Below are 13522 nucleotides of genomic sequence, written 5' to 3' on the forward strand. Positions count from 1 at the left end.
CGACCTTGACGTATTTATGGCAGTGCGCGAGTGGCCCGTGTGGCAGAAGATGGGGGTGCGACGGCGGAACGTAGTTGCGGCGTCGCAAGGATCGGACGATCCTTCGACCTGTTCGGCCGAGCGGCTTGGGGGAGCGCCTATGCGCAGGCTGGTGGTGACGGCTCCGCCGGACACATCCGCGCCGCGGCGCAGCTGGATTCCCGCGCAGCGGCGCAGCCCCTCGTTGGTGAAGAGCACGCCCCCCGTCCGGCGAGTGGTCCGGTGCGGCCTCAGCCTGACCGGCTTCGGCCTGTCGGCCGTCTTCTACTGCCTCTCCTTCACCCCGTCCCTGCTCCCCCGCCCCTGGCTCCTGCAGGGCGTGGTCGCCGGGCTCACCGCCGCCATCGGATACCTGCTCGGCACCGCGATCGGCGCCCTGGTGCGGCTGCGCTGGTGGCCGAGCCGCCGCGTCGAGCTCATCGCCTGGCGCCTGCTGTTCGCGCTGGTGCCGGTGCTCATCCTGATCTTCTTGTGGCTCGGCACCCGATGGCAGCGCGACCTGCGCGTCCGCCTCGGCATGGAGCCCCAGCCGGAGTACGACGCGATGCGCACCGTCGGCGTCAGCCTGCTCACCTTCGCCCTGCTCCTGCTGACCGCCCGGCTGCTGCGGCTGTCCGCGCACGGCATCGCCCGGCTCCTCGAGCGTCTCGTGCCCGAGTCGGCGGCCTACTGCGCCGGCTTCGTGCTGGTCACCGTGCTCAGCTACGGCGCCTTCGACGGCCTGCTGGTCGACAACCTCTACACCACCGCCGACCGCTCGGCGGCGATCACCGACAGCGGCACCGGCACCGGCGTCATGCGCCCGGCCACGTCTATGCGCTCGGGCGGGCCCGGCTCGCTGGTCAGCTGGGATTCGCTGGGCCGTCAGGGCCGCAACTTCGTGACCAACGCGCCGACGCAGCAGCAGATCACCGACTTCACCGGCGAGCCGTCGACCGAGCCGATCCGGCTCTACGCCGGGCTCGCCTCGGCCGGCGACGTGCGGCAGCGGGCCGACCTGCTGGTGCGTGAGATGGAGCGCACCGGCGCGTTCGACCGCGCGGTGGTGGCGGTCTTCACCCCGACCGGCACCGGCTGGGTCGACAACGACGTGACCAGCTCGCTGGAATACATGTACGGCGGCAACACCGCGCTCGTGTCGATGCAGTATTCGTACCTGCCCAGCGCGCTCTGCTTCCTCTTCGGCCGCACCCAGGTCGTCGACGCGGCATCCGCCCTGATCACGGCGGTGCACGAGCGATGGGCCGCGATGCCCGCCGGCGCACGGCCCAAGCTGTTGATCTTCGGGGAGAGCCTGGGGACGTACGGCACGGAACATACGTTCGGCAGCGCCGAGAAGATGGTCGCCGGCGCCGACGGCATCCTGCTCGAGGGGCCGACCTTCGCCAACCCGATCCACCAGCAGCTCACCCGCGACCGGGCCGACGGCACGCCCGTGTGGGACCCGTCGTACCCGGCGCTGCCGATCGAGTTCGCCAGCCGCGCCTCGGAGCTGCGCGATCGCACCGGACCGCCGCCCAAGGTCATCTACATGCAGAACTCGTCCGACCCGGTCGTCTGGGTGAACCCCAACCTGCTCTGGCATCGGCCCGAGTGGCTGCACGGCGAGCGCGGTCCCGACGTGACCCCCGCCATGCACTGGTACCCGGTGATCACCTTCTGGCAGACCACGGTCGACCTGATCTTCGCGAACAAGGCGCCGACCGGGCACGGCCATGTCTACAAGTCCGGGACGGTCGACGGCTGGGCCGCGCTGGCCCCGCCGCCGGGATGGACGACCGCCGATACCGTACGGCTGCGTGACCTGCTCGATCGATAGCGGTACGTTCCGATTCATGATGTTGCACCGAAAGTTGTCGATCGCGATCGCCGGAGTGGCCGTGCTCGCCGCCACCGCCGGCTTCACCGGGCACGGGCCGCACTGGCAGGTCACCGACACCGGCGTGACCGTGCGCTTCCGCGGCCTGGCGCCGGTCAGCGGCAAGGTCGCGTGGGTGGCGGGCACCGAGGGCACGATCCTGCGAACCGGCGACGGCGGCCGGAACTGGGCCTCGGTCGGCCCGGCGGACGCCGCGGCGCTGCAGTTCCGCGACATCGAGGCGTTCGACGCCCGCAACGCCGTGGCGCTGACCATCGGGAACGGCGCCGACTCCCGCATCTACACGACCTCGGACGGCGGCCGGAGCTGGCGGTCGGCCTTCGTCAACCAGGACGCGAACGCGTTCTACGACTGCATGACGTTCCTCGACCGGCGGCACGGGCTGGCCCTGTCCGACCCGGTGGACGGCAAGTTCCGGATTCTCGCCACCGGCGACGGCGGGCGGTCGTGGCGGGTGCTGCCGGCCGCGGGAATGCCGGCGGCGCTGGCGGGCGAGTTCGCCTTCGCCGCCAGCGGGACCTGCCTGGTGTCGGCGGGCGGCAAGGCGTTCTTCGCGACCGGGGGCGGCGCGTCGGCCCGGGTCTTCACCTCGCGGGACGGCGGGCTCCGGTGGTCGGTGACGAACACGCCGGTTCCCAGCGGTCCGAGCGCGGGAATCTACAGCCTGGCGTATCGCGACGCGTCGCACGGGCTGGCCGTGGGCGGAGACTACGTGGCGCCCACCACGGCGCCGGCCGGGGCGGCGTATCTCAAGGGCCACACCTGGACGGTCGCGCGGACGGTTCCGGGCGAGTATCGGTCGGGCGCGGCCTGGGTGGGGCACGGGCCGGTGGCGCTGGCGGTCGGGCCGACCGGGAGCGATCTCTCGTACGACGGCGGGCGCACCTGGAAGCGGTTCGACACCGGCAGCTTCGACGCGGTGCTGTGCGCGGCCGATGGCGCTTGCTGGGCGTCGGGCGAGCAGGGCCGGGTCGCGAGGCTTTCCTGGCACTGACTCGACCAGCCTGGCACTGACTCGACCGGCCTGGCACTGACTCGACCGGCCTGGCACTGACTCGACCGGCTTTGACTTGATAGCCGGCTTTGACCTGATAGGTAGCGCGACCGCCGGGCCGGCCCGGCGGTCGCGCCGTTCGTCAGCCGCCGTTCGTCAGCCGCCCAGGAGTCGACGCTCCTCCGCCCGGCGCGCCTCCAACGCGATGTTCCGTGACTCGCGCGGCGCCCGGTCGCGCCGGCGCCGGCGGGCGGCATTCAGGCTCTCGATGTCGCGGTGCATCGGGCTCACCCCGCGACCACGTCGGCGACGACGCAGGCGAGGTTGTCGGGCGCGCCCGACGCGTACGCCAGCTCGACCAGCCTGTCCGCCGTGGCCTCGGGATCGCCCGCCTCCGCGAGCGCGGCGTGCAGCTCACCCCGCTGGATGACCGTGGACAACCCGTCGGAGCACAGCAGGTATCTGTCCCCCGCCAGCGCGGTGCGCAGCGCCAGGTCGGCCTCCACCGGTTGCGCGCCCGCCCCGAGCGCCCGCAGCAGCAGCGCCCGGTGCGGATGCGCCGCGGCCTCCTCGGCGCTGAGCTTGCCGTGCTCGACCTGGCCGCGCACCCAGGTGTGGTCCTGGGTCAGCTGCGACAGCTCGCCGCCGCGCAGCAGATAGACCCGCGTGTCACCGATGTGGACGAGCGCCAGCTGCGATCCGCGCCGCAGCACCGCGGTCAGCGTCGTGGCCGCCTCGTCCCCGCCGGCGCGCACCGTGCGGTCGACGTCGTCGACGGCCGCCGCCAGCCGGGCGAGCAGATCGGCCGGCGGCCCGTCGGTCAGCTCGAGCGCCTTGAGGGCGTCGATCGCCGCCGCGGCGGCCTCGGCGCCACCCGCGCCCCCGACCCCGTCGGCGACCGCGAGCAGCCGATCGCTCGCGTACGCGTTGTCCTCGTTGCGGTCGCGTCCCCGCCCGGCATCGCAGCGGACGGCGTACCGGAAATTGGTGTCGGACATGGCTGCCCCCTTCTGAGACAGATGCTCGACGAGAAGGGCGACGTTGTGGGCACGGCCGGCCGTGTCGGCGCTGACCTTCCGCCAGTACGCGGCGATCGCCTCGATGGCCGCGGCGGGCGCCAGGTCGCAGACCGCGCGGATCTCGGCCAGCGGCATCCCGATGCCCCGCAGCCGCGCGATCATCTCGGCCCGGCCCAGCTGGTCCAGGTCGTAGAACCGGTACCCGGACTCGGCGTCGACCGCGGCCGGCGGCAGCAGCCCCAGCTCGTCGTAGAGCCGCAGCGCCTTGGGCGTGAGTTCCGCCGCGCGGGCGAACGCCCCGATCGTCACCAGGTCCACGGCGCCATCCTCCTCGTGCCGGTCGGTCGACCGGCACGACCCACGCTGGGCCCTTCCCTTGGGTGAAGGTCAAGCCCTCTTGAGCGGAGGTCAGGCCACGGGTGGCCAGGACTGAGCGTGCCCGCTCAGTCCTGGCCGTGTCCCCTACACGCCGGCGGCCGCGGCGACCGCTCGTCCGGCGATCACCCGGACGAGATGGCGCCGGTACTCCGCGGAGGCCGTCACGTCGTCCCGCGGCGACGTGCCCTCGGCCGCGGCCATGCACGCCTCGTCGATGGCGCCCGGATCGGCCGCGCAGCCGGCGAGCGCCTGCTCGACCGCGGTCGCCCGGAGCGCCGTCGGGCCCATGTTGGTCAGCGTCACGCGGGCCGACTCGATCCCGCCGTCGGAGCGCCGCACCATCGCCGCCACCCCGACGATCGCCCACGCCTGCACGACCCGGTGGAACTTCTCGTAGTGCGAGCCCCAGCCCTCGAGCTTGGGCACCTGGACCTCGACGAGCACCTCGTCGTCGGCGAGCGCCGTGGTGAACAGGTCGACCGCGAAGTCGGCCGCCGAGACCACCCGGCGGCCGGACGGTCCGGCCAGCACGAACCGCGCCTCCAGCGTGGCCGCCGCCGCGGGCAGGTCGGCCGCCGGGTCGGCGTGCGCGAGCGAGCCGCCCAGCGTGCCGCGATGGCGGACCTGCCGGTCGCCGATCGTGGCCGCCATCTGTGACAGCAGCGGCGCGAACCTGCGTACCAGTGGAGATGTCGCCACCTCGTCGTGCGTGGTCATCGCGCCGATGACCAGGGAGTCACCCTCCTCGCGCACGCCCCGCAGCCGCGCGACGCCGCCCAGGTCGATCAGCAGGCTCGGCGCCGACAACCGCAACCGCAGCACCGGGAGCAGGCTCTGGCCCCCGGCCAGGATCTTGGCGTCCTCCCCGCCCGCGGCGAGCGCGGCGACCGCCTCGTCCACGCTGGACGGGCGCAGGTAGTCGAAGGCAACCGGGATCATGACCGTCCACCATCCGTTCCGGCTGTTCTGATCGCCCGCCAGACCCGCTCCGGCGTGCACGGCATCGGGACGTCGCGCACCCCGAACGGGCGGAGCGCGTCGACGATCGCGTTGACCACGGCGGGGGTCGCCGCGATCGCACCGGCCTCGCCGACGCCCTTGACGCCGAGCGGGTGCGTCGTCGCCGGGGTCTCGGTGCGGTCGCTGACGATGTCCGGCAGATCGGCCGCCGTCGGTGGCGTGTAGTCGACGAAGGAACCGGTCAGCAGCGTGCCCGACTCGTCGTAGATGGCCTCCTCGTGCAGCGCCTGCGCGATGCCCTGCGCGACGCCGCCGTGCACCTGCCCCTCCACGATGGTCGGGTTGATCACCTTGCCGACGTCGTCGACTGCGACGTATTTGCGGATGTCCACGCGCCCGGTCCGGGTGTCGACCTCGACCGCGCACAGGTGCGTGCCGTGCGGGAACGAGAACGTCTGCGGGTCGAACGTCGCGTCCGCGTCGAGCGTCGGCTCGATGCCGTCGGGCAGGTCGTGCGCCGCGAACACGGCGAAGGCGGCGTCGGCGATGGTCTTCGCCGCGTCCGGCGTGCCCCGCACCCGGAACGCGCCGCCGGTGAACTCCAGGTCGTCGGGACTGCACTCGAGCATGTGCGCGGCTACCGTACGGGCCTTGTCGCGCACCTTGCGGCACGCCTCCACGAGCGCTATGCCGCCGACGGCGAGCGACCGGGAGCCGTACGTGTCGAGGCCCTTGTACGACGAGCGGGTGTCGCCGTGCAGCACCTCGACGTCGTCGAAGGCCACGCCGAGCTCGTCGGCGACGATCTGGCTCCACGCGGTCTCGTGCCCCTGGCCGTGCGGACTGGTGCCGGTGACCACTTCGACCTTGCCGGTCGGCAGGACGCGTACGGCCGCCGTCTCCCAGCCACCCGCCGCGTACCGCAACGCGCCGAGGATGCGCGACGGCGCCAGGCCGCACATCTCCGTGTACGTCGACGTGCCGATGCCCAGTTGCACGGGGTCGCCGGACGCGCGGCGAGCCTCCTGTTCGGCGCGCAACGCGTCGTAGTCGAGCAGGGTGAGCGCCTTGTCGGTGGCGGCGTCGTAGTCGCCGGAGTCGTAGACGAGCCCCGCGACCGTGGTGAACGGGAACTCCTCTTTCTTGATCCAGTTGCGCCGGCGTACCTCGATCGGATCGAGGCCGAGCTCGACGGCCAGTTCGTCCATCGCCCGCTCGAGCGCGTAGGTCGCCTCCGGCCGGCCGGCCCCGCGGTAGGCGTCGGTGATCGTCGTGTTGGTGAACACGCCGCTGCACTCGAAGCGGTAGGCCGGGAACTTGTAGATGCCGTTGTACATGAAGGCGCCGAGGATCGGCACGCCCGGCCCGACGAGCCCGAGGTAGGCGCCCATGTTGGCGATCAGCTTCACCGATATGCCGGTCACCGTGCCGTCCCGGCGCGCGGTGAGCCGCACGTCCTGGATCATGTCGCGGCCGTGGTGTGCCGAGAGCATCGTGTCGCTGCGCGTCTCGGTGTACTTGACCGGGCGGCCGATCCGCCGCGCCGCCATGAACGTGATGAGCTCTTCCGGCGTCACCTGCAGCTTGCCGCCGAAGCCGCCGCCGACGTCGGGGGCGATGACCCGCACCTTGTGCTCGGGCGTCCCGGTGAGCAGCGCGTAGAACACCCGCAGGATGTGCGGGATCTGGGTCGCCGACCAGATCGTGTACTCGCCCGCGCCCGGGTCGACGATGACGCTGCGCGGCTCCATGAAGGCCGGGATGAGCCGTTGCTGGACGTAGCGTCGCTCGATCACGACCTCGGCGTCGGCGTCGGCGACGTCGGTGCCCGTGCCGGCCGCCGCCGAGTCGAAGACCCACGTGTACGACCGGTTGGTGCCCTTGTCGGGGTGCACGAGGGGGGAGCCGTCGGCGAGCGCCTGCTCGAGGTCGAGCACGGGCGTCAGCGGCTCGTAGTCGACCTCGATCGCCTCCAGCGCGTCCATCGCGCTGGCCTGGTCGCGCGCGACGACGACGGCCACGGCCTCGCCGTGATGGCGTACCGTGCCGACGGCGAGCGGCGGCCGGTCGGGGTGCACGATGTCCTCGGTCACCGGCCACGCGCACGGCAGGCTGCCCTGCACGTCCGCCACGTCGGCGCCGCTGAAGGCGGTGACCACGTTGGGCCGGGCCAGCGCCGCCGAGGTGTCGATCGAGGTGATCCTGGCGTGCGCGAAGGGGCTGCGCAGGATCGCCATGTGCAGCAGGCCGGGCAGCGTGATGTTGTCGGTCCAGCGGGTGCGGCCGGTGATGAGCCGGGCGTCCTCCTTGCGGCGCCGGGCGGCACCGACCTCGCGGTCGTCCGTGACGGTCACGGTGACACCTCCGTGACCTGGGCGCGGAGCTCGGCCCCGGCGGCTCGGACGGCTCGGACGATGTTCTGGTAGCCGGTGCAGCGGCACAGGTTGCCGGACAGGCCGTCGCGGATCTCGTCGTCGGTCGGGTCCGGGTTCTCGCGGAGCAGATCGACGGCCGACATGATCATGCCCGGGGTGCAGAACCCGCACTGCAGGCCGTGCAGCTCGTGGAAGGCCCGCTGCACGGCGTGCAGGGAGCCATCGGGGCCGGCCAGGCCCTCGACGGTGGTGATGCTCGCGCCGTCGGCCTGCACGGCGAGGACCGAACAGCTCTTGACGCTGCAGCCGGGCTCGTCGGCGGTGCCCATGAGCACCGTGCACGAGCCGCAGTTGCTCGTGTCGCAGCCGACGACCGTGCCGACTTTGCCGATCGTTTCGCGAAGATAGTGGACCAGGAGAGTTCTGGCCTCGACGGTGTCGGCGTACCGGCTGCCGTCGACGGTCACGGAGATGCGAGATGTGGAGGTCGCCTGAGACGGCGCGGCGGTTCCCGAGGACATGGATGCCTCCCGCGGGTGGCCGAGGGTCGGCCACTGCACCAGTGAGTTTCCTCACTGATCTGAGGCCGCGCAAGGTCAGATCGACGCCTCGTGGAGGAGCGCCTCGATCGCTGCGATGCTGTGCCCGGCCACCAGGGCGTCGACGTGGGGCAGCACCGCGGCCAGCCCGCCGGCCGTCGGCGCGAAGCCCGGCCGCCCGGCGTGCGGGGTCGCCCAGATCAGCCGGTGCGCCAGCCGGCGTAGGTGAGCCGCCGCCGCGCCGAGCGGAGCCGGATCCCCCCGCTCCCAGCCGTCGCTGAACACGATCACGACGGCGCGCCGGGCGACGCCGCGATGCCCGTGCCGGCGCAGGAACTCGGTGAGCGTTTCGGCGAGCCGGGTGCCGCCGCGCCAGTCCGGGATCGCCTGCCCGGCCGCCCGCAGCGCGGCCTCCACGTCGCGGGACAGCAGCGACGGCGTGACCCGCGTCAGCCGGGTGCCGAGCGTGTACACCTCCGTCCATCGCGGCCGGTTCCGGACCAGCGCGTGCCCGAGTCGCAGCAGCGCATCGGCGTACGGCGCCATCGAACCGGAGACATCGACGAGCAACACAAGCCGGCGCGGCCGGGGACGGCGGGCGCGGCGGGACAGCAGGCGGGGTTCGCCGGCCGCGCGCAGCATCGCCCGCATCGTCCGCGGCGGGTCGGCCCGTCCCCGGCGCCACGGCCGGTACCGCCGGCCCGCGCGCCACGGATCGACCGCCGCGGCCAGCGTCAGCAGCCGCAGGGCCTCGGTACGCTCGGCCGCCGACAACGTGGCCAGGTCGCGGTGCCGCAGCACCTCGGCGTCGCCGGCCTGGACCGCGAGGCCCGCATCGCCGGCGGCGGCCTCGTCCCGCGGCGTCTGCGTGCGGAACAGCGCGCGCTCGGGCAGTCGGCGCACCTGCCACGGGGTGCCCTTCGGCTCCGCGTCCCGGGTGAATCCGGCGAAGGCCGCATCGAACCGGGCGATGTCGTCCGGCGAGCCGCACAGCGTGAGGCGGGCCGCCCAGTACAGGAGGCCGGGACCGGTCGCGTCCAGCGCCCGGAACATCGCCTGGACCCGGTCCGGCGTCGCCGGCACGCCGGCCGCGCGGACCGCGGCCACCAGGTCAAGGAGCATCCAGCGCCTCGACGAGGTGGTCCGGGGGCAGCGCGCGGACCCGGTCGATGTCCTCCCGGACCTTGAGCACCGCGCCGAGCGTCACGGCCGTGATCTCGGCGCTGAGCGCGTCGGCACCGAGCGCTCCGACCGCCGCCGCCCAGTCGACCGATTCGGCCACGCCAGGCGGCTTGACCAGGTCGAGCGCGCGGAGCCGGGCCGTCGCGGCGGCGATCTGCACGGCCAGGCGCTCGGTCACCCCGGGCAGCCGCGCGCGCAGGATCGCCGCCTCGCGCTCGGGCGACGGGTGCCCGACCCAGTGGTACAGGCAGCGCCGCTTGAGCGCGTCGTGCACCTCCCGGGTGCGGTTGCTGGTCACCACGACCAGCGGCGGCTCGGCCGCGACGATCCGGCCCAGCTCGGGAATGGTCACCGCGGCGTCGGCCAGCAGCTCGAGCAGGAACGCCTCGAACTCGTCGTCCGCCCGGTCGACCTCGTCGATGAGCAGCACGCAGGGCGCCTGCTCGATCGCCTGCAGCAGCGGCCGGGCGACGAGGAAGCGCCGGTCGTAGAGGCCGGCCTCCAACTCCTCGACGTTCGGCGCGCCACCCGCGGCGGCTTCCACGGCGCGCAGGTGCAGCACCTGGCGCGGGAAGTCCCAGTCGTACAGGGCCTGCGCGGCGTCGAGCCCCTCGTAGCACTGGAGGCGGACGAGGGGAAGCCCGGTCGCCTCGGCCAGGGCGCTCGCGAAGGCCGTCTTGCCGACGCCCGCGTCGCCCTCGAGGAAGACGGGCCGGTGCAGTTTGAGCGCGAGGAAGCCGGCGACCGCCAGCCCTTCGTCGGCGAGATAGCCGGCCGCGGCCAGCGCCTCGGCCAGAGCGGCGGGGTCGGCGTATCCGGACACGGCTCCACTATGCGCGAACGGAGATCCGCTGGCTACCGGGATGCCGGGCCGGGATGGGCCCGGCCCGGCATCGTGACTCAACTGCAGGCTGCGCCGTTGAGGGTGAAGCCGCTCGGGGCGGCGTTGTTCCCGCTGTGGGTGGCCTGGAAGCCGATCGTGGTCGAGCCGCCCGCCGGTATCGCGCCGTTGTAACTGGCGTTGGTGGCCGTCACCGCGCCGCTCGTCGGGGAGTAGGAGGCGTTCCAGCCCGACGTGATGTTCTGGCCCGAGGCCAGGCTGAACTTGAGGCTCCAGCCGTTGATGGCCGACGACCCCGTGTTCGTGATGGTGATGTTGTCGGTCAGGCCGGTGTTCCACGCGCTGACCGAGTTGGTCACCCGGCAGGCGCCGCCACCACCGGGGTTGGTGGGCGAGGTCGGCGGCGTGGTCGGCTGGGTCGGCGGCGTGGTGGGCTGCGTCGGCTGGGTCGAGCCCTCGCTCACCGTGAGGTTGGAGCTGCCGCTGCTCTGGTAACCCTCGGTCGCCAGGATCTGGTAGTTGTGGGTGCCCAGGCTCAGGCCCAGCTGAGACCACGCGTTGAAGTGGTTCGCGGTGGTGATGGTGCCGCCGGTGCGGTGCGACTGGCGAACGCTCCAGTACTGGTAGAACGTCGCGGTGCCGATGATGGACGGCTGGTTGACCCGCTGGGTGCGGTAGATGTCGTAGGTGCTGCCGTCGGTGGTGACCGAGCCGAGCCGCGTGGCGCCGGAGCTCGGGTTGTAGCTGCCGAAGTTCTCGACGATGTAGTACTCGATCAGCGGGTTCGTGGTCCAGCCGTACAACGCCAGGTAGCCGTTGCCGTTCGGGCTGAACGTGCCGGAGTAGTTCACGGTGTGGCTGGAGCCGGGGTTCCAGCCCTTGCCGACGACCGTGTTGTTGATGCCGCTCCACTGGACGCTGTACGAGCCGCCGGCGCCGAGCGTCATGGTGACGTTGCCGCTGTCCTTCCAGTACGAGAAGAAGTAGCCGTTGTGGGTGCCGGTGGTGTTCGAGGTGACGGTGCGGTCGGCTTCGGCGTGGGCCACTCCGGACAGCGTGACCGAGGCGGCGGCCAGCAGGACGGCGCTGGCGGCGCTGATGAGGAGCCTCAAACGGGTACGCCCGCGACGTTTCGGGGGAACGGGGAAATTCACGCGCGTGCATCCTTCCTGGCGAGGACGGGGAGGTGGACACGTCCGGGGTGGAACCGGCGCACCCGCCACGATGAAGTCCATCGATGGATGAAGTATTGGCGGGCCGGTCGGGGCTGTCAACAACTTCCGGAAAGGGAGCGAAAGAGCCGCGTAGATAATGCCCTGGTCAGAGGATCAAGAATGGCACCGTAAGCGCTAGCTGGACCGATAAGAGCGCCAACATATCGGCAATCTGAGCGAAAGTTTCGGAACATGAAGAAGGCGGCCGCCACGGGTCGTGTGGCAGCCGCCTTCGGCGGGGTTCGCGGCCGCTGCGGTTGTCTGGCCCCGCGCAGCCGTACGATTAATAGGGGTTAAATCGCGATAAAGCGTGAGTTGTCGACGGCCATGACCCGCACCTCGTCCTCTTTGAAGCCCGCCTCGAGGAGCTTGTCGGCGAAAAGGGCGAGCCCGTCCTCGACCGGCGGATTGAACGGCTGCCCGAGGTCGCTGGACAGGATGGAGTGCTCGACGCCGACCGCGCGGATGTGGTCGAAGAGGTCCTCCCACGAAACTTTCCCGGTGAAGGGCGTCGTGAAGCACCGCTCCAGCAGCGCGCCCTCGGCGGCGAGCTCGTGCTGCTGCGAAACTGTCAGGCGCTGCGACGTGAATTCCGGGTGGGTGACCACGATGCGGCGCACGCCCTCCTCGCGGGCCGCGCGCACGACCGCGAGGATCTCCGGCGCCGACAGATGCCCGGTCGCCAGCACCATGTCGTGCTTGGCGATCACCCGCAGCACCTTGCGCACCTGCTCGAGCACGGCGCCGTCGCCGGCGATCACCTCGACGACGTCCGGCACGATGCCCTGCGCGTGGAGATCGGCCTGGAGCGCGCCCCACATGGCCGGCTTGCTGCCGGGAAGATCGGTGGCGGTGCTCGATCGCTGGTTGCGCGAGTCCACGGTGGGCATCCAGACAATCCGGGCGCCCAGCCGGCCGGCTATCTCGACCGCGGCCGGATTCATCCCACCCATCGACCCGTTCAGCGTGATGGCCCCGAGCGCGTCGACGCCCGGGACGGCGGCCCGCACGACCGCGGCCCGCTCAGCCGTCGTCACGTAATGAGATTTCAGGACAAATCCGGCAAGCCCCAACGCCTTGAAACGCGCGGCAAGGGACAAATCATCGATCCGCCGCTCCATCACATCCGGGGCGATGTGGACATGCGTGTCATAAGCCCCGGCAACCAGCGAACGCGCGGCCTCCGAGGGAACGGGATGGGTCATGGCTCTCCAATGATGCGGCGGTTGGTGTGTGACAACGCGGCCTCGACGTGCCCGAGATGGTGGCGCATGGCCTTCTCGGCGCCCTCCTCGTCGTGCCCGGCGACCGCCTCGACGATCGCGGTGTGCTCGGCCAGCGAATGCGACGCCCGCCCCGGCACCAGGATCGTCCGGAACTGGAAGCGCACCAGCTGCGCCCGCAACCCGGTGATCAGCCGGGCCGCGGTCTCGTGCCGGGCCGCCGCGATGATCGCCGCATGCAGGGCCGCGTTCCCCTCCGAGTAGCCGAGCAGATCGCCCTCGTCGAGCATGCGGCTCATGCCCGCGAGGACCCGGCGGATCCCGGCGATCTCGCGCGCGGTGGCGTGCCGCGCGGCCGAGCGCGCGGTGAGCGCCTCGAGCACGGCCCGCGCCTGGAGGATCTCGACCGCCTCGGCGTCGGTGACGACCCGGACGCGGGCGCCGCGGTGCGGCGTGAGGATGACCACACCGTCCTGTCCGAGGCGGACCAACGCGGTGCGCACGATCGCCCGGCTCACCTGGAGCCGTTGGGCCAGATCGGCCTCGACCAGGCGCTCGTTCGGCATCAGCTCGCCGCTGTAGATCAGGCCGCGCAGTCGCACATAGGCGTCGTCAGCGACGGGCGACGTCAAGGGAGTCCTCTCCAGGGCCGGGGCACGGATTGCTCACAATCTTGTGTACAGCCGCGCTTCTGTCAACCGCGTCTTGACCTGCGTAGATGTCCTTTTCGGACCTCAAAAGGCAGTATACGACGGCCGTTTTGCGCGGAATGAACGCCATGACATGGCAACGAGGCTGATCTACGATCTCGTCCGGACGCGGGGCCGGACGGACGGGTGTCTATCGACGCAACGTCCACGCAGGTCAGACGAAAAGGCA

The 13522-nt window shown here is 71.8% G+C and carries 11 protein-coding genes; 2 read left to right on the forward strand and 9 right to left on the reverse strand.

Annotated elements, in window-relative coordinates; translation table 11 throughout:
• Positions 1-139 precede the first annotated feature (139 nt).
• Positions 140-1858 carry an alpha/beta hydrolase gene (locus ACIA5D_RS00245; protein WP_396027633.1) on the forward strand — a complete coding sequence of 573 codons (1719 nt, stop codon included), beginning with the start codon at positions 140-142 and terminating at the stop codon, positions 1856-1858.
• A gap of 16 nt (positions 1859-1874) precedes the next feature.
• On the forward strand, positions 1875-2912 hold the full coding sequence (locus tag ACIA5D_RS00250; protein WP_396027634.1) for a YCF48-related protein: 1038 nt from the start codon (positions 1875-1877) through the stop codon (positions 2910-2912).
• 287 nt (positions 2913-3199) lie between these two features.
• Here the strand turns inward: ACIA5D_RS00250 and ACIA5D_RS00255 are convergent, their stop codons facing one another.
• From ACIA5D_RS00255 to ACIA5D_RS00295, 9 genes are all read right to left on the reverse strand, one after another.
• Positions 3200-4249, reverse strand: a complete 1050-nt coding sequence (locus ACIA5D_RS00255; RefSeq protein WP_396027635.1) for a MerR family transcriptional regulator — start codon at positions 4247-4249, stop codon at positions 3200-3202.
• A 144-nt stretch (positions 4250-4393) separates the two neighbouring features.
• Complete coding sequence (locus tag ACIA5D_RS00260) at positions 4394-5248, reverse strand: FAD binding domain-containing protein (protein WP_396027636.1); 855 nt, start codon at positions 5246-5248, stop codon at positions 4394-4396.
• Entirely contained in the window at positions 5245-7623 is a 2379-nt protein-coding gene (locus ACIA5D_RS00265; protein ID WP_396027637.1) for a xanthine dehydrogenase family protein molybdopterin-binding subunit, read from the reverse strand. Before ACIA5D_RS00265 ends, ACIA5D_RS00260 begins: the two co-directional genes overlap by 4 nt.
• Positions 7620-8165, reverse strand: a complete 546-nt coding sequence (locus tag ACIA5D_RS00270; RefSeq protein WP_396027638.1) for a (2Fe-2S)-binding protein — start codon at positions 8163-8165, stop codon at positions 7620-7622. The genes ACIA5D_RS00265 and ACIA5D_RS00270 overlap by 4 nt, the downstream gene beginning before the upstream one ends.
• Before the next feature lie 75 nt (positions 8166-8240).
• Entirely contained in the window at positions 8241-9305 is a 1065-nt protein-coding gene (locus tag ACIA5D_RS00275) for a VWA domain-containing protein (RefSeq protein ID WP_396027639.1), read from the reverse strand.
• Positions 9295-10188, reverse strand: coding sequence for an AAA family ATPase (locus tag ACIA5D_RS00280; RefSeq protein ID WP_396027640.1), 894 nt, complete (start codon positions 10186-10188; stop codon positions 9295-9297). Before ACIA5D_RS00280 ends, ACIA5D_RS00275 begins: the two co-directional genes overlap by 11 nt.
• Before the next feature lie 77 nt (positions 10189-10265).
• Positions 10266-11318, reverse strand: a complete 1053-nt coding sequence (locus tag ACIA5D_RS00285) for a glycoside hydrolase family 11 protein (RefSeq protein ID WP_396027641.1) — start codon at positions 11316-11318, stop codon at positions 10266-10268.
• 395 nt (positions 11319-11713) lie between these two features.
• Entirely contained in the window at positions 11714-12625 is a 912-nt protein-coding gene (locus tag ACIA5D_RS00290) for a DUF6282 family protein (protein ID WP_396027642.1), read from the reverse strand.
• Positions 12622-13275, reverse strand: a complete 654-nt coding sequence (locus ACIA5D_RS00295; protein ID WP_396027643.1) for a GntR family transcriptional regulator — start codon at positions 13273-13275, stop codon at positions 12622-12624. Before ACIA5D_RS00295 ends, ACIA5D_RS00290 begins: the two co-directional genes overlap by 4 nt.
• Positions 13276-13522 lie beyond the last annotated feature (247 nt).

Origin of the sequence: Actinoplanes sp. NPDC051513 (assembly GCF_044454685.1) — a bacterium.
GTDB lineage: Bacteria > Actinomycetota > Actinomycetes > Mycobacteriales > Micromonosporaceae > Actinoplanes.